General features: G+C 59.6%; 26 protein-coding genes. 18 read left to right on the top strand and 8 right to left on the bottom strand.

What is annotated here, in order from left to right:
• The first annotated feature begins 20 nt into the window (after positions 1–20).
• The 6 genes from ABDK74_RS04335 (at position 21) to gloA (ending at position 4,730) form a co-directional block, all read left to right on the top strand.
• Complete coding sequence (locus tag ABDK74_RS04335; RefSeq protein WP_346002844.1) at positions 21–941, top strand: OmpH family outer membrane protein; 921 nt, start codon at positions 21–23, stop codon at positions 939–941.
• Positions 942–961: 20 nt separating this feature from the next.
• Positions 962–2,011: a UDP-3-O-(3-hydroxymyristoyl)glucosamine N-acyltransferase gene (gene lpxD / locus ABDK74_RS04330; protein WP_346004163.1), complete on the top strand. Its 1,050-nt coding sequence runs from the start codon at positions 962–964 to the stop codon at positions 2,009–2,011.
• A 142-nt stretch (positions 2,012–2,153) separates the two neighbouring features.
• A complete protein-coding gene (fabZ, locus tag ABDK74_RS04325) occupies positions 2,154–2,633 on the top strand; it encodes a 3-hydroxyacyl-ACP dehydratase FabZ (protein ID WP_086649100.1) in 480 nt (159 codons plus the stop codon).
• Positions 2,634–2,638: 5 nt separating this feature from the next.
• Complete coding sequence (gene lpxA, locus ABDK74_RS04320) at positions 2,639–3,496, top strand: acyl-ACP--UDP-N-acetylglucosamine O-acyltransferase (protein ID WP_206033437.1); 858 nt, start codon at positions 2,639–2,641, stop codon at positions 3,494–3,496.
• A 2-nt stretch (positions 3,497–3,498) separates the two neighbouring features.
• Complete coding sequence (locus ABDK74_RS04315; protein WP_099285353.1) at positions 3,499–4,341, top strand: LpxI family protein; 843 nt, start codon at positions 3,499–3,501, stop codon at positions 4,339–4,341.
• Positions 4,341–4,730 carry a lactoylglutathione lyase gene (gene gloA / locus ABDK74_RS04310; protein ID WP_346002843.1) on the top strand — a complete coding sequence of 130 codons (390 nt, stop codon included), beginning with the start codon at positions 4,341–4,343 and terminating at the stop codon, positions 4,728–4,730. The genes ABDK74_RS04315 and gloA overlap by 1 nt, the downstream gene beginning before the upstream one ends.
• Here the strand turns inward: gloA and ABDK74_RS04305 are convergent.
• On the bottom strand, positions 4,714–4,929 hold the full coding sequence (locus tag ABDK74_RS04305) for a hypothetical protein (RefSeq protein ID WP_346002842.1): 216 nt from the start codon (positions 4,927–4,929) through the stop codon (positions 4,714–4,716). The two genes, gloA and ABDK74_RS04305, sit on opposite strands and share 17 nt — an antisense overlap.
• A gap of 145 nt (positions 4,930–5,074) precedes the next feature.
• Here ABDK74_RS04305 and rpmH point away from each other — a divergent pair, with 145 nt between their 5' ends.
• From rpmH to argB, 6 genes are all read left to right on the top strand, one after another.
• Positions 5,075–5,209, top strand: coding sequence for a 50S ribosomal protein L34 (gene rpmH / locus ABDK74_RS04300; protein WP_062033507.1), 135 nt, complete (start codon positions 5,075–5,077; stop codon positions 5,207–5,209).
• 38 nt (positions 5,210–5,247) lie between these two features.
• Entirely contained in the window at positions 5,248–5,622 is a 375-nt protein-coding gene (gene rnpA, locus ABDK74_RS04295; RefSeq protein WP_346002841.1) for a ribonuclease P protein component, read from the top strand.
• Positions 5,619–5,870, top strand: a complete 252-nt coding sequence (gene yidD / locus ABDK74_RS04290) for a membrane protein insertion efficiency factor YidD (protein WP_346002840.1) — start codon at positions 5,619–5,621, stop codon at positions 5,868–5,870. The genes rnpA and yidD overlap by 4 nt, the downstream gene beginning before the upstream one ends.
• Positions 5,871–5,960: 90 nt before the next feature.
• A complete protein-coding gene (gene yidC / locus ABDK74_RS04285) occupies positions 5,961–7,682 on the top strand; it encodes a membrane protein insertase YidC (protein WP_346004162.1) in 1,722 nt (573 codons plus the stop codon).
• A 6-nt stretch (positions 7,683–7,688) separates the two neighbouring features.
• On the top strand, positions 7,689–8,369 hold the full coding sequence (yihA, locus tag ABDK74_RS04280) for a ribosome biogenesis GTP-binding protein YihA/YsxC (RefSeq protein ID WP_194254485.1): 681 nt from the start codon (positions 7,689–7,691) through the stop codon (positions 8,367–8,369).
• Entirely contained in the window at positions 8,366–9,301 is a 936-nt protein-coding gene (gene argB, locus ABDK74_RS04275) for an acetylglutamate kinase (RefSeq protein WP_194261559.1), read from the top strand. The genes yihA and argB overlap by 4 nt, the downstream gene beginning before the upstream one ends.
• A gap of 28 nt (positions 9,302–9,329) precedes the next feature.
• On the opposite strand, the gene ABDK74_RS04270 is transcribed toward argB, so the two are convergent.
• Complete coding sequence (locus tag ABDK74_RS04270) at positions 9,330–10,691, bottom strand: GGDEF domain-containing protein (RefSeq protein WP_346002839.1); 1,362 nt, start codon at positions 10,689–10,691, stop codon at positions 9,330–9,332.
• A 189-nt stretch (positions 10,692–10,880) separates the two neighbouring features.
• Here ABDK74_RS04270 and dapD point away from each other — a divergent pair, with 189 nt between their 5' ends.
• From dapD to ABDK74_RS04255, 3 genes are read left to right on the top strand one after another with little or no spacing between them, the layout of a single operon-like run.
• Positions 10,881–11,711, top strand: a complete 831-nt coding sequence (dapD, locus tag ABDK74_RS04265; RefSeq protein WP_099285558.1) for a 2,3,4,5-tetrahydropyridine-2,6-dicarboxylate N-succinyltransferase — start codon at positions 10,881–10,883, stop codon at positions 11,709–11,711.
• 5 nt (positions 11,712–11,716) lie between these two features.
• Positions 11,717–12,862 (top strand): succinyl-diaminopimelate desuccinylase, encoded by a 1,146-nt coding sequence (gene dapE / locus ABDK74_RS04260; RefSeq protein WP_346002838.1) that lies wholly within the window; start codon positions 11,717–11,719, stop codon positions 12,860–12,862.
• Entirely contained in the window at positions 12,859–13,482 is a 624-nt protein-coding gene (locus ABDK74_RS04255; protein WP_346002837.1) for a hypothetical protein, read from the top strand. The genes dapE and ABDK74_RS04255 overlap by 4 nt, the downstream gene beginning before the upstream one ends.
• Here ABDK74_RS04255 and truA read toward each other — a convergent pair.
• Genes truA through def form a run of 3 tightly spaced genes read right to left on the bottom strand, consistent with a single transcriptional unit; the run spans position 13,479 to position 15,756 of the window.
• Positions 13,479–14,288 (bottom strand): tRNA pseudouridine(38-40) synthase TruA, encoded by an 810-nt coding sequence (gene truA / locus ABDK74_RS04250; protein WP_346002836.1) that lies wholly within the window; start codon positions 14,286–14,288, stop codon positions 13,479–13,481. The two genes, ABDK74_RS04255 and truA, sit on opposite strands and share 4 nt — an antisense overlap.
• Positions 14,281–15,195: a methionyl-tRNA formyltransferase gene (fmt, locus tag ABDK74_RS04245; protein WP_346002835.1), complete on the bottom strand. Its 915-nt coding sequence runs from the start codon at positions 15,193–15,195 to the stop codon at positions 14,281–14,283. Before fmt ends, truA begins: the two co-directional genes overlap by 8 nt.
• A gap of 6 nt (positions 15,196–15,201) precedes the next feature.
• Positions 15,202–15,756 (bottom strand): peptide deformylase, encoded by a 555-nt coding sequence (gene def / locus ABDK74_RS04240; protein WP_194254374.1) that lies wholly within the window; start codon positions 15,754–15,756, stop codon positions 15,202–15,204.
• Positions 15,757–15,958: 202 nt separating this feature from the next.
• Here def and ABDK74_RS04235 point away from each other — a divergent pair, with 202 nt between their 5' ends.
• From ABDK74_RS04235 to ABDK74_RS04225, 3 genes are all read left to right on the top strand, one after another.
• Positions 15,959–16,471, top strand: a complete 513-nt coding sequence (locus ABDK74_RS04235) for an Hsp20 family protein (protein WP_077802432.1) — start codon at positions 15,959–15,961, stop codon at positions 16,469–16,471.
• Positions 16,472–16,554: 83 nt separating this feature from the next.
• On the top strand, positions 16,555–16,806 hold the full coding sequence (locus ABDK74_RS04230) for a DUF1150 family protein (RefSeq protein WP_194254375.1): 252 nt from the start codon (positions 16,555–16,557) through the stop codon (positions 16,804–16,806).
• 23 nt (positions 16,807–16,829) lie between these two features.
• Entirely contained in the window at positions 16,830–17,192 is a 363-nt protein-coding gene (locus ABDK74_RS04225; RefSeq protein ID WP_346002833.1) for a RidA family protein, read from the top strand.
• A gap of 20 nt (positions 17,193–17,212) precedes the next feature.
• Here the strand turns inward: ABDK74_RS04225 and ABDK74_RS04220 are convergent, their stop codons facing one another.
• The 3 genes from ABDK74_RS04220 to ABDK74_RS04210 all read right to left on the bottom strand — a co-directional run bounded on the left by ABDK74_RS04220 (position 17,213) and on the right by ABDK74_RS04210 (position 19,635).
• Positions 17,213–18,019 (bottom strand): aminotransferase class IV, encoded by an 807-nt coding sequence (locus ABDK74_RS04220; RefSeq protein ID WP_346002832.1) that lies wholly within the window; start codon positions 18,017–18,019, stop codon positions 17,213–17,215.
• Entirely contained in the window at positions 18,016–19,320 is a 1,305-nt protein-coding gene (locus ABDK74_RS04215; protein ID WP_346004161.1) for an anthranilate synthase component I family protein, read from the bottom strand. The genes ABDK74_RS04220 and ABDK74_RS04215 overlap by 4 nt, the downstream gene beginning before the upstream one ends.
• Positions 19,321–19,476: 156 nt before the next feature.
• Entirely contained in the window at positions 19,477–19,635 is a 159-nt protein-coding gene (locus ABDK74_RS04210) for a hypothetical protein (protein WP_346002831.1), read from the bottom strand.
• Positions 19,636–19,656: the final 21 nt, after the last annotated feature.

The raw sequence follows: 19,656 nt of genomic DNA, 5'->3' as shown, positions 1-19,656 counted from the left end.
CCCCTTGCCAAGAGGTGGTCATGACCCTCAATTCCCTGATGCGCACGGTTTCGGCCGGCGCGCTTCTGGCTGCGTCGATTCTTGTCTCCGCTCCGGGTGCTCACGCGCAGGCCGCTGGCGGCAACGGTGGCTGGTTCGTTCCCAAGGCCGCTCATCCTGATGCCCCGCCGCCGCGGCCCGTGCAGCGGCGCGTTCCGGAAGCGGCTCCTGAAGAGGAAGAGGAAGCCGCTCCCTCCGATCAGCAGCAGGCTCCTCCCGTCCTGCCTCTTCCTCCGATCCCGGCTCCTCCGAGCATCGCGAAAGGCGCTCCCCCTCCGGCTGCCATTATCGGCGTGATCAATGTTCAGGCCGTCATGCAGATTTCCAGTGCATGGCAGGAAATCCAGCAGGTTCTGGGTGCGCGTCGGGACCGTCTGGCGCAGGCCGTCCAGCGTGAAGAGGCTGCATGGCGTGGCGAGCAGCAAAAACTGCAGGCTCAGGCCCGGACCCTGACATCCGATCAGATCCAGTTGCGGGAGCGTCACCTTCAGGAACGTCGCGCCAAGGACCAGCATGATTTCGGCGGTCAGGCCCGGATTATTCAGGAAGCGGCTCAGGTCGCCATGCACCAGATCGAGCGCGAATTGGAAGAGCCCAACGGCATCATCGCCGCCGTTGCAGCCGCGCATAACATGAACCTGATCCTGCATGCCGAGCAGGTCGTACTGCATGTCGGTGGTCAGGACATTACCGAGGAAGTGGGTGCGCAACTCAACAAGGCGTTGCCGCATGTCTTCATCCCCGGCGACGGTGTGGACCCTGAGCAACTCGCTCGTTCTGGCAAGATGCCGACGACCGCTGACGAACAGCGACAGGCACAGGGATCACAGGCTCAGGGTGCACAGCCCCAGCAGGCTCCTGCCTCTGCACCGAGCGAGTCCGTTCTTCGTCAGCATCACTGAAGCGAGTGACCGTGTCTGAGATGACAGCAAACGAGACCCGTCCCGGCGATAGCCGTTTTTTCCAGCGTTCCGGGCCTTTTGGTCTAGAGCAACTGGCTGAGGCCTCTGGTAGCGAGATCGTTGCGTCTGCCTCAGGCAAAAATGTAGCAGCGTTTCGGGGCGTTGCTCCTCTGCATGTGGCTGGACCTGACGAGGTCAGCTTTCTCGATAACCGTCGGTACTTGCCGCTTCTGGCCGAAACGAAAGCGGGTGCTGTCATTCTGTCGCCAGCGTTTTCCGACAAGCTGCCGCCGGATACGGCTGGACTGGTCTGCAAGGCGCCTTACCTCGCCTGGGCCCGTGTCGCCACATTGTTTCATCCTGATCCCAAGTCCACCGGAATCCGCCATCCAACAGCCTGCGTTGCAGATGATGCAGAGATTGGCGAGAATGTCGAAATCGGTCCCTTTGCCGTTATCGGAAGCGGAGTCCGTATTGGTCGTGACACCGTCGTGGCCAGTCATGTCAGCATCGGTCAGAGTGTTGAAATCGGTTCGCGGTGCCGTATCGGTGCGCATGCCGCCATTTCTCATGCGCGTATCGGCGATCGCGTTACGCTCTATCCCGGCGTCCGTATTGGACAGGATGGTTTCGGGTTCGCCGTCGGGCCGGAAGGGTTTGAAACCGTTCCACAGCTCGGTCTGGTTGTTCTCGAAGATGGCGTGGAAGTCGGCGCCAACTCCACGATTGACCGTGGCTCCATGCGGGATACGCTGATCGGTGCAGGCACCCGTATCGATAACCTTGTACAGATCGGACATAATGCCCGTCTGGGACGGTGCTGCATCGTGGTGTCGCAGGCGGGGATTTCCGGTTCCACGGAACTGGGTGATTTTGTCACTATTGCCGCCCAGGCCGGTCTGATCGGGCATATCAAGATTGGTTCCAAAGCCCGGATTGGCGCCCAGTGTGGCGTCATGTCGGACGTGGATGCAGGTGCCGACGTTATCGGTAGCCCTGCCATGCCGTTCCGCGAGTTTTTCCGGAATGTCGCCACCTTGCGGAAGCTTTCCCGCAAAAGCAGTGACTAGCCGCTCTGTGGCGCGGATGGTAACTCCCCCTCAGGTTTGCTAAGGGAAGCCATTCGCGCTGCCACTGGGTAGCAATTGACAGACAACACCGCTTGAAGGGCATGGTGAAACGATGGACCGAGTGGACGCTCCAGCCGAACAGATGACTCCCGCGACAGACGCCGCCGCTGCAGGCCATCAGCTTCCGCAGAGCATCGACATTCTCAAGATCATGCAGTCGATCCCACATCGGTATCCGTTCCTGCTGATCGACAAGATGGTCGAGATCCATGCCGGGCAGTCCGCCATCGGCATCAAGAACGTGACGGTCAACGAACCGTTCTTTCAGGGGCATTTCCCTTCTCATCCCGTCATGCCGGGCGTCCTCATCGTGGAAGCCATGGCTCAGACCGCAGCTACGCTGGTTGTGATGACTTTGGGGGAAGCCTTTGAAGGTAAGCTGGTCTATTTCATGACGATCGAAAACGCGAAGTTCCGCCGCCCTGTTGGCCCCGGAGACCAACTCCGCATTCATGTGGACAAGGAGCGTTCCCGCGCCAATGTCTGGAAGTTCAAAGGTGTGGCCCGCGTTGATGGCGTGGCCGTGGCCGAAGCGACCTTCAGTGCAATGATCATGGGTTGACGTTGATGCAGATGGCAGGGAAGCGTCCCGAAACCGCCGAAATCCATGCGACCGCTCTCGTTGATCCGCGTGCGCGCATCGGCGAAAACGTGCGTATCGGTCCCTGGTGTCTGGTTGGCCCCAACGTGACCATTGGTGACGGGGTCTGTCTGCACGCATCAGTTATTGTGGATGGATACACGACCCTGCGCGAAAACGTGGAAGTCTATCCGTTCGTGACGATCGGCCTTGCCCCACAGGATCTGAAATATGCTGGCGAACCCACACTCTGCGAAGTGGGCGCCAATACGGTCATCCGTGAAAATGTGACGATCCATCGTGGTACGGCGCAGGGTCATGCTCTTACGCGCATCGGCGCTAACTGTCTGATCATGGCCAACTCCCATGTGGCGCATGACTGCGTCCTCGGCGACCGTGTCATCATCGTCAACAACGTCGTCATGGGCGGCCATGTTGAGATCGATGATGATGCCAAGGTTATGGGATCGGCGGCATTGCACCAGTTCGTCCGCATCGGGCGCGGGGCTGTCGTCGGTGGCGTCTGCGGTGTGGAAATGGACGTCATTCCTTACGGAAGCGTTCTGGGCAATCGCGCTCGTCTGGTCGGGTTGAACTGGATCGGCCTGAAACGTTCGGGCGTTGGTCCTGAGGAAATGCAGGCTATGCGCCGTGCGTTCCGCACGCTTTACCCTCGTCATGGTGCGACGGAAGCTGTTCTTGAAAGCCGTATTGCTGAAGTCAGGGCAGAATACGGGCATCTCCCGCGCATTGCTGAGATGCTGGACTTCATGGAAGCGCCAAGTCGTCGTGGCCTGACACGGGTTGCGCGTCAGGAAGGGCAGTCCGAAACCGAAGGCGCCTGAGCGTGGGCGATCGGGGTTGCATCGGCATTCTGGCTGGCTCGGGACCGCTCCCCTCGCAGGTCGCCGCTGCTGCCATTGCCAAGGGGCGCAAGGTTTTCGTCATTGGCTTCCGTGATTTCGCCGATCGCGGGCTGCTTGATCCTTACCCGCACGAGATCATTCGCCTTGCTGCTGCAGGCGATATTCTCGGCGCTCTCAAGAAAAACAACTGTCGCGAACTGGTCCTGATCGGACCGGTCCGTCGCCCTGCATGGCGGGATCTGCGTCCCGACGCTGAGGGCGCGCGCATTCTAGCACGTCTCGGGCGGGCGATTTTTTCCGGCGATGACGGGCTTCTCGGCGCAATCGTCCGTGTCCTGGGCGAAGAAGGATTTCTTGTCCGGGGCGCGCACGAATTTCTCGAACATGCCACGGGTCGTTCAGGGACACTGGGACGTGTTCTGCCTGACGCACAGGCCCGACAGGACATTGCGCGTGGCGTCGATGTCCTCAAAGCGATGGCTGTCCTTGATATCGGTCAGGGATGTGTGGTCCAGAACGGGCTTGTTTTGGCGGTCGAGGCTCTGGAGGGCACCGACGCTATGCTGGGGCGCTGCGGACGTCTGATGCAGGCAGGAAGTGGTGGCGTTCTGGTAAAGATGCCCAAAACCGGACAGGATCTTCGAGCGGATATGCCGACGATCGGGCCGGAGACACTGGAAAACGCAGCCCGGAACGGATTGCGGGGCGTTGCGTTCCAGCCGGGAGTAACGCTCATGACGGACCCTGACGGCTGCGTGAAACTGGCGGATCGTTACGGGCTGTTTCTGTATGGGCTGACACCGGAAGATCTGAAGGACAAGTGATGAGTACGTTTCTGCATACGATGGTGAGAATCCGGGATATCGACCGGAGTCTGGCATTCTACAAGCTCCTTGGCATGAAGGAGCTTCGTCGCAAGGAGGTCCGGGAAGGGCGCTACACGCTTGTTTTCATCGGATTCGATGATAACGAACACGGGCAGGCCGAAATCGAACTCACCTATAACTGGGATCAGGAATCCGACTACGAAGTCGGAACCGGCTTCGGACATTTCGCGATTGGCGTTCCGGACGTGGCAGCTCTTGTTGAAACGGTCCGTATCGGTGGCGGCAAAGTGACGCGAGAGGCCGGGCCGCTGAAATTTGGCACAACTATTATCGCCTTTGTCGAAGATCCCGATGGCTACAAAATCGAGCTTATCGAGAAGGCGTAAAGTTTTTCAGTAGTTTCAGAGCTTTCTCCAGCGCGTCGACGATCGTTTGCGCGTTCTGCTTGACCGCCCCGTCCTTGTTGCTGCTGAGGATATCGGCACAGAGCAGGGCAGGGGCCAAGGCATTGCGCAGGTCGTGGCGGAAGGCTGCCGCCTCCTGAGGCGTTGTGCCGAAAGTCGGGATGTTGTCGGAATCGGACATGGTTCAGGTTCCTTTAGCTCTGGCATTGACATGAAGGGCCTGCGTGCTTACAAGCCCGGGTCTCAATCACCGGGCGTTTCGTGCGCCCGATCGACGCGGATGTCCAGCAGTTGAGGCGTCCGCCTGGTTTTTAAGGATCAACGTCATGAAGCGCACGTATCAACCCTCCAAGCTGGTTCGCAAGCGTCGTCACGGTTTCCGTACGCGTAGCGAAACCGTCGGCGGCCGCCGCGTGCTGGCCAACCGTCGCACCAAGGGTCGCAAGAAGCTCTCCGCCTGAGTTCGACCCAGATCGGCACAACCCATACACCGAGCCGTTTGAAAAAACGGCCGCAGTTTCTGCGTGTAGCCGGGAAAGGGCGCAAGGTCGCCACTCCCGGTATGGTTGTGCAGATCCTGCCGGATGACACAGCGACCGAAACCCGAGTGGGTTTCACAGTTACAAAAAAAGTCGGTAATTCTGTCATCCGTAACCGCACCCGCCGTCGCCTTCGCGAGGCTCTCCGCCTCGTTGCGCGAGAAGACGGTCTGCCTTCCGGCGATTTCGTTCTGATCGGACGAGACAAGACCCGGGGACGCGAGTTCTCCCTTCTTAAAGACGATCTGCGACAGGCCCTTCGTAAAGGGTTGGATGTCAATTTCCGTGAAAAACCTTCCGGGAATTCCAGTCATGCCCGGAATCGGGCGAAATGATTGTGTCGCTCATCAGGAACGCCGTCACGGCCCTGATGTTGTCGCTTATTGACGCCTACAAGCTCTTCATCAGTCCAGTCATCGGCACCAATTGCCGGTTCGATCCGACCTGCAGTACCTATGCGCTGACAGTGATCGGTGAGCATGGCCCCATTCGTGGTGGCTGGCTTGCACTGCGCCGGATCGGGCGTTGCCACCCCTGGTCGGAGGGAGGTACGGATCTGCCTCCGAAGCCACACCGGCATTAAAAACACCCTTCACCTATTGTTTTGGATGCGGTTTTCGGCCACTTGAAGCGCAAGCCCCATTCAGTGAGACGAAAGACCGGCATCCGCCCGATGGACATCAAGCGCATTATTGCGGCCACACTTCTCTCGGCCCTTATCCTGATTGGTTTCGACTATTTCATGCCGAAGCCCCACCAGGACGATCCCCATCCCGTCCCTCATGCGCCCGCAGCGCAGATTCAGGCCAGCACGCCTGTTGCGACCGCGTCTGAGCCAACTGCGGAAACTCAGGTTTCCGCGCGACGTATTCCGCTCGACGGGCCGGACGTGCAGGGATCCGTCAATCTGAAGGGCGCGGTGCTGGATGATCTGATCCTCACGAAATATCGCGAGACCCTTGCCAAAAACAGCCCGCTGGTGCGGCTGCTGGACAAGGCGGGAAGCGCGCATCCCAATTTCGTCGTGATTGGCTGGACAAATGCTCCGGGCTCCAATGCTCGCGTGCCGGATCTGAATACGGTCTGGGACAGCACTGACGAGACGCTGACGCCGGATCACCCGGTGACGCTGCATTGGGATAACGGGCAGGGGCTGGTGTTCTCCATTCAGATCGGACTGGACGAGCACTACATGTTCGCCGTGAACCAGACGGTTGAGAACCACTCCGCACAGCCGGTGGCACTTGTGCCGTTCCAGCGCGTACAGCGGGATTATGAAGCACCGGAAGGGGCTTTCACCGCACATGAAGGCCCTATCGCCGTCATCGGCGGTCGGATGCAGGACGAGAGCTACAAAAATCTTCGTAAAGGTGCTGACCATCCGGATCATGTCTCTTGGTCATCCACAGGGACGAGTGGTTGGGATGGCATCAGTGACAAGTTCTGGCTGACGGCTGTAGCGCCTGCGGACGGTACACCTGTTGCAGCGAGCTTTGCCTACGTTCCCGGTGCGCCTGCATCCTATCAGGTTGGCATGGCGACGCAGGCTCCCCAGCAGATCATGCCCAACGGCTCCATTACCGAAAAGAGTCATGTTTTCGCCGGAGCCAAGGTTCTCAGCCTGTTGCAGTCTTACAGCAAACAGCTCGGGATTCCTGATCTGGACAAGGCGATCGACTTCGGCTGGTTCAGCTTCCTGACCCGTCCGCTGCTGACGCTTCTGCACTGGTTGTATCTGCATATCGGCAATTTCGGCCTCGCGCTAATGGCGCTGACGCTGATCGTCAAGATCGTTCTCTTCCCACTGGCCTCCAAGGCTGCCCAGTCTTCGGCGCGGATGCGTCTGCTGGCACCCAAGGTCAAGGAAATTCGGGAGAAGAACAAAGACGATCCGATGGCCATGAACCAGAAGGTTATGGCGCTGTATCGTGAAGAGAAGGTCAGTCCGGCCAGCGGCTGTCTGCCAATGCTGATCCAGGCCCCGATCTTTTTCTGCCTGTATAAAATCCTGAATATCAGCATCGATGCCCGTCATGCGCCGTTCTTCGGCTGGATCCGCGATCTGTCGATGCCGGACCCGACGAACGTGTTCAACCTGTTCGGCCTGCTGCCGTTTGATCCAACGCAGTATTCCTCATTCCTGCATGTTAGCATCTGGGGTACGGCGCTCGGCCTGACGTTCTGGCTGCTGCAGCGTCAGACCAGTTCGACTGCGAGCCTTGACCCGGCACAGGCACGGGTGATGCAGTTCATGCCGCTGGCCTATGTGTTCTTCATGTCCGGTTTCCCGGCCAGTCTTCTGGTCTATTACACATGGAACAATCTGCTGACGGTCGCACAGCAGATGTTTATCCAGCGCCGGACCGCTCTTCCCGTTCCGGTATCCCGGACCTGAGGCATGATGAAAGAAATACCCGGGCCTCCGACTGAGGCCCAGATCGAGGATGGGCGGCTTTTGTTTGCGGGAGAATGCGAATTCTTCTTTGGCTCGCAGAAGATCGACCAGCTTCCACCCATTGGGCGGCCGGAGGTGGCCTTTGCTGGTCGCTCCAATGTCGGCAAATCGAGCCTGATCAATGCGCTGACCGGGCGTCGTGCTCTGGCACGAGCGTCTTCCGAGCCAGGGCGAACCAAGCAGCTCAACTTCTTCAACCTTGCTGACCGCGTGTCTCTCGTGGACATGCCAGGTTACGGATTTGCCAAGGCTGCGAAGTCGGTCAAGGAAGACTGGCAGGACATGATGTTCGCCTATCTTCGGGGGCGCACCACGCTGGAGCGCGTCATCCTGCTTCTGGATGCCCGGATTGAGCTCAAGGAATCCGACAAGGACGTCATGGAACTGCTGAATCGTGCGGCCGTGGTGTTCCAGATCGTGCTGACTAAGTGCGATCAAGTACGGCCTAAAGCGCTTGCTACGAAGATTGCGGAAGTCGAGGCGCTGGCGCTCAAGCATGCCGCCGCCTATCCGCGGATCATCTCCACAAGCAGTGAGACCGGGTTCGGGATCGAAGATCTGCGGGCAGAAATTGCCCGTTTTGCCGCGCCACTCCAGACGTCAGGGGAAGGACAGTCCGGATCATGACCAGTAAGACCCATAGCGATAAACTGCCGGATGTGCCGCCGGTTGTGAATGCTGAAGAGGCACAGGCTCAGGCAGCCATCCTGTCCAGTGCGCTACCGTTCCTGCGCCGTTATGCCGGGGATACGATTGTCGTTAAATACGGCGGTCATGCCATGGGTGAGGGCAAGCTCGCACATGCATTCGGCTATGATATCGCTCTGCTCAAGCTGGTCGGGATCAATCCGATCGTGGTGCATGGTGGTGGACCGCAGATCAGTGCAATGCTGGACCGCCTGAAAATCCGCTCCGAGTTCATCGACGGGCTTCGCGTCACGGACCAGTCGATGGTCGATGTGATCGAGATGGTGTTGTCTGGCAGCGTCAATAAACAGGTCGCTGAGCTGATTAACCGGGCCGGAGCGCTGGCTGTCGGCATTTCAGGTAAGGACGGCGGTCTGCTTCAGGCACGTCGTCTGACACGCACGAAGCGCGATCCGGACAGTGAGATCGAGAAGGTTATTGATCTCGGTTTCGTAGGACAGCCGGAAAAGATTGATCCGCGGGTTCTCTATGCGTTGCTCGGGGCCGGGCTGATCCCCGTGATTGCTCCGGTGGGTGTGGGTGCAGACGGTGAAACCTACAACATCAACGCGGATACGGCGGCAGGTGCGATCGCTGGCGCGGTCCATGCCTCACGCCTCTTGATGCTGACGGACGTTCCAGGAGTGCTGGATGAGAACGGTAAGCTTATCGAGGAGCTGAGTGCTGAAGAGGCTCTGCGCCGGATTGCTGATGGTTCGATTTCGGGAGGCATGATTCCGAAGGTCGAAACCTGCCTCGAGGCCGTTCGCCAAGGGGCTAAGGCCGCCGTCATTCTGGACGGTCGGGTGCCTCATAGCTGTTTGCTGGAGCTTTTCACGCGGGCAGGGCCCGGAACGCTCATCAAGGCTTAATCGGCCTTACAATAGCTTGGATCAAGGATTATGGCGCTTCATGTGAGAAGCGCCATTTTCTGTTCTCGGCCAGGCCTTCCCGCAAGGCCAGCATTCCGCGTTCCAGCAGGGTTTCAGGGGTTTCCTCGGCGTTGGCTTCACGGGAGACGAGCCCGAGTTGTAACGGAAGGTGGACGGGAGGGTCGATCAAAATGGGAATACCGTGCGCTGTCATGCGTTCGGCCCGTTCGGCTGCTGCAAAGCGGTCGCCGCCATCCATCCAAAGCCCGAAAATATTATTGCTGATGCGCCCTATGGCGTCCGTTGGACGGACCGCCTTGCGGAGGAGCGCGACACATTGTTTGAGCGCTTCTTCGCCTGCTTCAAAACCTCGTGTTTTTGACAGCTCTGTCAGACCTGGGACGCGCGCGATGATCAGGGTTGCGGGCATGACCTCCTGATCCAGACGGCGCGTGCGGCGTTCTATTTCCGCCTTCAAACCCTGCCAGTTCAACAGATTGGACGAAATGTCATAATCGGAGTCGAGCAGGAGCCGGCGATGAATGCTATCCAGCTCCCAAAAACCTGCCAGCAGGGAACAGACGGCCTGACAGAGTTGCCTTTCCAGCGATGACCATGGGGTAGCACGCCAGACAATCAAACACATCTGTTCGAGACTGCGAATGTTTTCCCGGGAGATCATGGCATAACGCGTGCCAGCTCTGAAAACGATTGTCCCTGTTTGAGTAAGGCTTGCGGAGAGAACGGCCTGAATATCGTCTGTCAGGCCTGAGGAACTGTACAGGAGCGTGTTGGGATTTGCTGTATCCAACAGTGCTCCCTCGGCGGCGAGGGGCTCCAGCAGGGCTTCCATGGTAGCAGCGGCGGCCAGTCGAGGTACGATAGCCTTGCGCAGAGCGGTCGTTACCGCAGCAAGAATTGCGATTCCATCATGTTCAGGAAGCGGGGCGGCTCCGTTTGCAAGGCTGGAAAGCGGCGCTGAAACGGTTGTGAGTGTGCCGCGTGTGCCGGTAACGCGTCCTTCATCATCATGAAATGGGCAGGAAGACAGGATTACGGTCAGAGGGGACCCCTGTGGGGGCGTGATGGAGGCGGGCGTTCCTGCATGAGGCTGCAGGATGTCTATAGAGGCGCATAAGGCGCTGAAGGGACGCCCGATAAAGGCCGTGGTTGGCTGTCCGAGCCAGGTATCCGGGGAAATGAGAATGATCCGGCCGCGACTGTCTGTCTCGAAGACCAGATCCACAGCCTGATACAGCAGGGAACGCCATCTCTCGCGGCTTTCCAGCGTGGACGCCAGCATGTTTCGCAGGTCCTGCGGCGTCCTGTCGGACGCAGACGTGTTCATGAACTGGGACATCAAAGAACGCATATCAGGCAAGGGTGACATATCCCGCAGAAAGCTCCTGGTCGGGCCAGCCAGTCAAAGCCCCCGGTTTTCATAAGCGTGGCAGGTTAAGAAGTCATGAACAACGTGCGAATGTGTACAGGTCGAAATCCGAGGCAAAGATCCGTTGACATGCACCGTCGGGAACCGCATGTTCCGGCGGATTTCTGCTTTTCTGACCGGACCGACCTGATGCCGAATGCACCTCTTCGTACTGCCATCGAAGCCCTGTGGGAGCGTCGTACGACTCTCAGCGCCCGTACGGAAGGTGAAGACCGTGACGTCGTGGAAAAAGCCCTTTCCGGGCTTGATGCCGGAACCCTGCGCGTTGCTGAGCCTTCCGAAAACGGCTGGGTCGTTCATGAGTGGCTGAAGAAAGCTGTCCTTCTGTCGTTCCGTCTGAACGACAGCCGCGTCATGGAACGCGGTTGCGGCGGCGAACCGGCCTTCGACAAGGTTCCGCTGAAGTTTGACGGCTGGGACCAGTTCCGTTTCGCCGAAGCCGGTTTCCGCGCCGTTCCGGGTGCGATCGTGCGCCGTTCCGCCTTCATTGCGCCGAATGTGGTGCTGATGCCGAGCTTCGTGAACGTAGGCGCACGCGTCGACAGCGGCACGATGATCGACACCTGGGCGACCGTTGGCTCCTGCGCCCAGATCGGCAAGAACTGCCATATCAGCGGTGGGGCAGGGATCGGCGGCGTTCTGGAGCCGTTGCAGGCGGCTCCGGTTATCATTGAGGACGACTGCTTCATCGGTGCACGGTCTGAAGTGGCTGAAGGTGTCGTGGTCGAGAAGGGCTCCGTTCTGTCGATGGGTGTGTTCCTCGGCGCGTCCACCAAGATCGTGGACCGTGCGACAGGTGAGATTTTCATGGGCCGCGTCCCGGCCTATTCCGTCGTCATTCCGGGTACACTTCCGCCGAAAGAGCCGGGCATGCCATCGCTGGCCTGTGCGGTGATCGTCAAGCGTGTGGATGAGCGGACGCGCTCCAAGACCTCCATCAACGACCTTCTGCGCGACTGAGTGTCGTGAGCGGATCACACCTGCCGACAGACCCCGTGACACTGGCGCGGGATCTGCTGCGCTGTCCGTCCGTGACTCCGGCCGATGGGGGTGCGCAGGCGCTTCTGGCAGGTGTGCTGGAGGGGATGGGCTTTGAGACAGTCCATCTTCCCTTTGGACCCGCAGAGGCCCCTACGCCAAACCTGTACGCACGGCTGGGGACGGGGCATCCCACACTTTGCTTTGCGGGGCATACGGATGTCGTGCCGCCGGGCGAAGGCTGGGCGCATGATCCCTTTGCCGCCGTGGTTCAGGACGGTCGGCTTTATGGACGCGGCATTGCGGACATGAAGGGCGGTGTGGCCTGTTTCGTGGCCGCCGTGGCCAGGCGTCTGGAGGAGGGACCGCTGAAGGGTTCCGTTTCCCTGTTGATTACGGGAGATGAAGAAGGCCCCGCGCATTTCGGGACGAAGCCAGTCATCGAGTGGCTGGTGGAACAGGGACATCTTCCGGATTTCTGTCTGCTGGGCGAACCTACGAATCCCGAAGCACTCGGTGATGTCATCAAGATCGGCCGACGCGGTAGCATGAATGCTGTTGTAACCGTTCAGGGCGTTCAGGGGCATGTGGCGTATCCGCATCTGGCGGATAACCCGGTTCATCGTCTTCTGGCAGCTTTTTCCGAACTGACGGCGCGCGAGTTGGACGCGGGCAGCAAATGGTTTGATCCGTCGTCGCTTCAGGTCACGAGCATAGACGTCGGCAATCCCGCGACCAATGTTATTCCGGCGCAGGCCATCGGACGGCTGAACATCCGTTTCAATGACCTTCACACGGGTGCTGAGCTGACTGCGTGGATCAAGGATGTTGTCCGGCGTCACGCGCCTTTAGCAGAAGTGCAGGTATCCATCAGCGGTGAGGCCTTCCTGACGCAGCCCGGAGAGGCCGTAACGTGTCTGTCGGATGCCGTGCGTCATGTGACGGGTCGTACGCCCCGGCTCGATACCGGCGGCGGCACATCCGATGCGCGTTTCATTTCGCGCTACTGCGCGGTTGCGGAATTCGGTCTCGTAGGGGCGACCATGCACAAACGGGACGAGCATGTGGGACTTGAAACGCTTGAGGATCTGACGCGGATCTATCTGGCGTTCATGGAAGGATACGGGCTGTGAATTCTGGACGGCAGGGGTCGTTTCCTCCCTCCGGGAACATGGCCATTCCGCTGGGCGTGTGGCTGCTGGGGCGCGGGCGTTCCGAAGGCATCAACTGTTTCGCTCCGGGAGCCGGGGCGCTGTTCGCGGCTCTGGCGCCGACAATCGCACTGGCGCTTATTGGCGTGTGGATGGCGTTTATGCTGCCTCCTGCCGAACGGGTCATGGGGCTGGTACGGGCGGTGGTGCCGCTGGTCTGCACGTTGTTGCAGCTTGTGGTTTCAGAGCTTTATGCGGTTTTTCTAAGCCGCAAGGGGCTGTGGACGCGCTATGCGACAGCCTCGTTGTGGTGCGGCTGGTTGCCACTGGTCATGCTTATTGTGGCGCAGGGTGTGCTGCATCTCGTGTTCCCGGGGGCTGCGGCCTCCGGTCAGGCGCTGGCCGGTCTCGCCTTCGGGGCACAGCTTTATACGCTGTGGCTGACTTGGTACGTCACGAAAGTCGGGCTTCTGACGACAGGGTGGCAGGCCTTCGTTATGACGCTTCTTCAGACCCTGCCGGTGGCCGCATTTCTCTGGGTTCTGTGGCTTCTGCCGCCGCATTACAATGCGGTGGTGGATCTGCTCGGGATCTCGTTTTAGGTCCTGCTGAAAGGATTGTCGGGATAGCCGACATCCATCAGACAAAGTCCTTCCGGCGGCGCCGTCTGCCCTGCGGCGCAGCGGTCTTTCGCTTCGAGAATCTCAATCATTTTTTCGACCGGCCACAGCCCCGCGCCGATCATCATCAGGGTTCCGGCCATGTTGCGGACCTGATGATGTAGGAAAGAGCGCGCCTTCGTGTCGATCATGACCAGTTCGCCCTCGCGACGGATGGTCAGAATGTCCAGCGTGCGGACGGGACTTCTGGCCTGACAGGCGACCGCACGAAAGGATGTGAAATCATGCGGGCCGAGAAGATGGTTCCCGGCCTGCTGCATGAGATCCACATTCAGCGGACGCTTGATATGCCACACCCGGTTTTCCATCAGACCGGGACGGGCAGGGCGGTTGAGGATCGTGTAGCGATAGCTGCGCCATGTGGCGGAAAAGCGCGCATTCCACTCTGGCCCGACTTGCGCGGCTTCGAGCACAACAACGCGGTGGGGCTTGAGATGATATCCCATGCCGTCGCGGATCTGGCGGGCGTCGGTCGGGGCGTCATCCGGGAAATCGAGATGGATGACCATCCCTGCGGCATGGACCCCGGCATCCGTGCGTCCGGCAGTGATGCTGGGCACGGGCCGGTTGCGGACCAGTTTCGACGCGGCAGCTTCGATCAGGCTCTGAATGGAGACGCCGTCATTCTGCTTCTGCCAGCCCAGATAGCCGGTGCCGTCATATTCGATGCGTAAGGCCCAGCGGTTCAGGCCGGAAGGTTCATGCTCCTGAGCCTGTGCGTCAGACAAGTCCCGTCCCTTTCGGCACAGGCTGACCACGCAAGAAGTCGGCGGCGGACATCATGCTGCGGCCCGGCTTCTGAAGGCGGTCGATTCGAATCGCACCGGTGCCACAGGCGATCGTCAGCGCGCCGTCGAGCGTGGTGCCGGGGGGGGCGTTGTGGACTGCGTCCGGCAGCGGAGTGGCCGTGCCGATTTTTAGCACAACACCATCGAGCGTCGTAAATGCGCCGGGCCAAGGCGTGAGGCCACGGATCTGACGATCAATCTCGGCTGCCGTGCGTGTCCAGTCGATACGGCCGTCATCGCGTGTCAGGCGCTCGGCATAGGTCACACCGTCTGCGGACTGCGGCACGGGCGTCGGCTGTTCGGCAAGCGCGCGGACAACCAGACGGCCGCCGATTTCGGACAAACGATCATGCAGTGTACTGGCGGTATCGGTCGCGCTGATGGGCGTGATCTCTTCCAGTAGAACCGCGCCGGTGTCGAGGCCCTCATCCATCTGCATGATGGAGACGCCGCTCTGGCTGTCTCCGGCAAGAATGGAGGACTGGATGGGCGAGGCGCCACGCCAGCGCGGCAAAAGGCTCGCATGGATGTTCAGGCACCCCAGACGCGGGGCATCCAGCATTTCCTTGGGTAGAATGAGGCCGTAGGCGGCGACTACGGCGGCGTCAGCATTCAGGGCGGCGAAAGCGGCGTGCTCTGTCGCGTCCCGACGAACGCGCGCGGGTGTCCGCACTTCGATCCCAGCGGCTTCGGCCGCTTCATGAACCGGCGAGCGGCGCAGTGCCTTGCCTCGCCCTGCAGGACGCGGCGGCTGTGTATAGACCGCAACCACCTCATGCCCAGCGTTGAGCAAAGCGTGCAGCGCCGGGACCGAGAAGTCCGGCGTTCCCATGAAAATCAGCCGCATCGGAAATCAGCGCCTTCCGAGCTTCTGCTCTTTGGCAAGACGGCGCATGATCATGTTGCGCTTGAGCGTCGAGAGATGATCGACGAACAGAATGCCGTCGAGATGGTCCATCTCGTGCTGGATGCAGGTGGCGAGAAGGCCGGATGCATCACGCTCGATCGTCTCTCCCGCGAGGTTGCGGTAGCGCACGCGGATCGATTCGGGGCGGACGACTTCGGCATACTGGTTGGGCAACGAAAGACAGCCTTCTTCGCGAGCTGCCATTTGCTCTGAATCTGTAACGATTTCCGGATTGATCAGCAGCATGGGCTCACGCGGCGCATCTTCTTCGGCCACATCTACCAGAGCAAACCGCATGCCAAGACCAACCTGCGGCGCGGCGAGGCCGATGCCGGGGGCTTTGTACATGGCGGAAAACATGCCCGGAAGCTGATCGCGGATGAAGGCGATATCCTCGGGGCGGACGTCGCGGGTGACCTCCCGCAGCACGGGCTGGGGGGCGATCAGGATCGGGGTGGGCGGCACATTGTCGATGCCGGACAGGAAATCGAATTCGCTCATGCCCTGCGATGTAGCGAGCGTGGGCGTCAAATGCCAGTGCAACATGCAGGGCAACATGCCATTAACGTCGGTTTTGCATGTGCTCCGTTGAGAGCAGAGCTTGCATCCGCAGGGGTGGACACCATATCGTAGGGTCAGCCGGTTGCCGCATAATGGGACTGGCTCTGTTTTACGTCTCGCTCATGGAGGAGGCTCTCGCCCTATGTCCGGTCGCCTGTTCACGTCCCCGATGTTCCTCGGTTTCGACCACCTCGAGCAGATGCTTGAGCGTGCTGCCAAATCGACGTCCGACGGCTATCCCCCCTATAATATCGAGCAGCTCAGCTCCACGGCCCTGCGGATTACGCTGGCGGTTGCGGGCTTTGTCATGGACGACCTTCAGATCACGCAGGAAGACAACCAACTCGTGATTCGCGGGCGTCAGACCGATGACAGTCAGGGGCGCATTTTTCTGCATCGCGGCATTGCGGCGCGGCAGTTCCACAAAGCCTTCGTACTGGCAGAAGGCATCGAAATCGGCGGAGCGTGGCTTGATAACGGCCTGCTGCATATCGATCTTCTGCGTCCCGAGCCCGAAGTTCGGGTCAAGCGGATTGCGATTTCGCAGGGACGGCGAAGCCCGGCACCCGCGCCGACGGTTCATCACGAAGTGGTCCCACCCGTCGTGAAAACCCGTCGTACGACGCGTCCTGCGCGCGATATCGACGACGAGTAAGACCGGTCGCCCGACCCTATCTTTTACAGACTGAACCCAAGGCCGGGCGGCAGAAGCCGCTGCGGCTCCAAAAGGAACCTGAATTGAACAATCCCTTCGAAAACGGTGATCGTTCGGACGAAAAACTCCCTGCGGATCTGCGCCGCATCACGGGGCCGCAGCTTCTGACGCTGGGCATGTCCCGCCTCGCCTATGTCAGATCCGTCATGCATGACGGCGAAATGCTCGTGGCCATCCATGCCGCCGACGGCACACCGATGGCCGTTGCGGAAGACGAGGAAAGCGCACTCGACGCCATCCTCGAGCATGAAATGATCCCGACGCTTCTTCAGTAATTCCCTTCATAAGGTCCGCACCCATGAGCAAAAACGCCGATATCTCCCGTCATCTCGAAGAAGAACGTCTTGCGGGTGTTGTTGTCCATAACGGGCTGGCCTATCTGGCCGGTCAGGTCGCGGACGATGCCACGCTCGATACGGAAGGACAGACGGTCGATATCCTGCGCCAGATCGACGCGCTTCTGGCGTCGCTGGGGACGGATAAGAGCCGGATTTTGTCGGTGCAGATCTTCCTGACGGATATCGCGGAAATCGGGGCGATGAACCGGGCCTGGGATGCGTGGCTGGATACCGACAGCAAACCAGCCCGTGCCACGGTTGAAGCAAAATTGGCCGTTCCGGAATGGCGCGTCGAAATGACGGCGATTGCCGCGCTGAAATAAGCGCAGTCAGCGGGGCCGGTTCAGGCAGGGAACAGAAACGCGCGTAATCGCCGGTCCAGTTCTGCGTGCAAGGAAAGATCATGGCCGTCGATGCTCGAAACGGCTGTCAGGGACAACGCATTGACCAGCCACGCCCCCGTCACCGTTTTGAGCTCCTGCGGCAGAAGACGGCCTTCCGTACAGAAGTCGTCTTCCAGTAATCGGGCGCGCGATGTTCCCGGCAGGGTGCCGTCAGGGATGGGGGGCGTCTGTAAGCATCCCTCTCGCAAAAACAGGATATTGGCCGCGCTGGCTTCAGCAATAGCCCCTGTCGTTCCCAGAAGGAGCGCATCGTCCATTCCCGCTGCGACGGCTTCCATACGGCTCATGATGGAGGGAAGACAGGCAATCGATTTGACACGTGCCAGAGGTGAAGTTCCATCGCGCCGGTAGCGGCTGAGACCCAGCCTGACGGGGGGCGGCACGGTCATTAAGGAAGCCGTTGCCTGAATGAGAACTGTCGGATGCGGCGTGGCAGGCGGCACAAGGCCACGCGGTCCGGTGCCGCGCGTGACCGTCAGACGCAGTGATCCATCTGACAGCTTCGTGGCGTGCAGTAGGTCGGATATGGCCTGTATTAGCAGAGTCCGGTCCGGCGCAGGCAGACGAAGGATCGCGCATCCTTCTTCCAGCCGTGCGAGATGCCGTGCCAGATGAGGCATTTGTCCGTTAGCAACGCGGATTGTTTCAAACAGACCATCCGAGAGCAGAAAGCCCCGGTCATTCGGGGCAATATGTGCATCTGCAATGTCCAGAAGGCACCCATTGAGCCAGACTGTCGTGCTCATGCTTCAAACGCCTTCAGGATCGGGGCGACTTTCAGAAGCATTTCCTCATATTCCCGCATCGGATCTGACAGTACGGTAATGCCGCCCCCTGCGCCGACGGAAACGGTATCGCTCGATCTCGCCATGCTGCGGATGATGACGGAACTGTCCATCGCACCATCATTCCCGATACGGAACAGGCTGCCGCAATAGGCCCCACGAGCCGAAGATTCCAGAAGGTCGATAATCTCCATGGCCCGTTTTTTCGGTGCCCCCGTGACGGAACCCGGCGGAAGCGTGGCCTGAAGCAGATCAATGGCGTCCAGCTCGGGACGGAGCTGTCCCTGAACGGCCGAGACCAGATGCAGGACGTGTGGGAACTGCTCAACATTCGAGAGTTGCGGAACGCAGACGGAACCAATTTGCGAGACACGACCAATGTCGTTTCGCATCAGATCCGTAATCATCAGGTTTTCGGCACGCTCTTTTTCGTCCGCAAGCAGTTTCCGGCTGTTCCGGGCTGTGTCTTCCGGAGTGTGCCCCAGGGCAATGGTACCTTTGATGGGGCGCGTCTCAATCAGCCCATCCCGCGAGAGTGAAATGAACCGTTCCACAGAAGCACTGAGCAGCGAAAAATCCGGTGTTTTCAGATACGCCCCGAATGGAGCCGGAGAGGTCTGCCGCAGCGTCTGATAGGCAGCATGTTCATCGAAATCGTCAACACAGTTCGCAATCCAGCGCATCGTCAGATTGGCCTGAAAAATATCTCCGGCCCGAATGAAATCGATGATGCTGCGAACAGCCCCCGTCCAGACATTCCGGGACTGTTCAGGTGTAAAGCGCAGGGAAAACGCTGTAGAGCGGACGGCGGGTTGGGTCAGATCAGGTACTGGGTTATAAGTCTGGCTGATCCACCAGCAGCGTTCTGCACGCCGGTCGAAAGCCAGTACGTCCGTAAAGGAGGCCGCCACCAGTCTGGGTGTAGAAGAAACATGACGGGACGGGACGTTTTCAAGCGCCATGCCCGCCTCGTAGCTCACCATCCCGATCACCCCGCCCGTAAAGGGAATGACACCCTCGGCCTCAGGGCAGTGGCGCGCGGCTGCGGTCATATCACGAAGATGCATCCAGACATCGCCCTGTACGGACATACCATTCCTGCGAAGATCTGCTGCGCTCCAGTCGAGGGTTTCGGCAGGGGAAAGGCAGAGAAAGGACCAGAGCGCGCGTGCGTCCGTGTTCGGGCCACCACTATCGAGAAACGCCGCCCAAGGTTCGGCAGTCATGGCGGAGAGTGCCTGTTCGGGAGGTCTCCAGGGAATTTCAATAATAGACAGTGGGACTATCCTGCTTCGACGTCATGGAGACATGACGCAGGACGCTAGCCACCAAAGCGCAGGATGGGAAGGTTCGGCATTCTGTCCAAATGAGAGCATTGTTCCCGGCAGAATGCCGCCAAAGGCAAAACAGGGATGTGGTCAGTCCTGAAGTTCAGCCTGGATTTTCTTGATTTCGGCTTTGAGAGCGTGGATGCGTTCGGGTTCTGACTTTTCAGCCCGTGCAAGGTCGCGTTCAACTTCTTTAAGACGATGTTCGAGCTGCTGCTGGGAGGGAAGTGCGTGAGAATGATCGGCCATGAAATGTAATTCCTTGTCAGG

This window comes from Gluconobacter sp. OJB, from assembly GCF_039638275.1.
GTDB classification, from domain to species: Bacteria; Pseudomonadota; Alphaproteobacteria; order Acetobacterales; family Acetobacteraceae; genus Gluconobacter; species Gluconobacter cerevisiae.
Note: the sequence above shows the minus strand (reverse complement) of the source record. Positions and strands in the feature narration are given on the sequence as shown.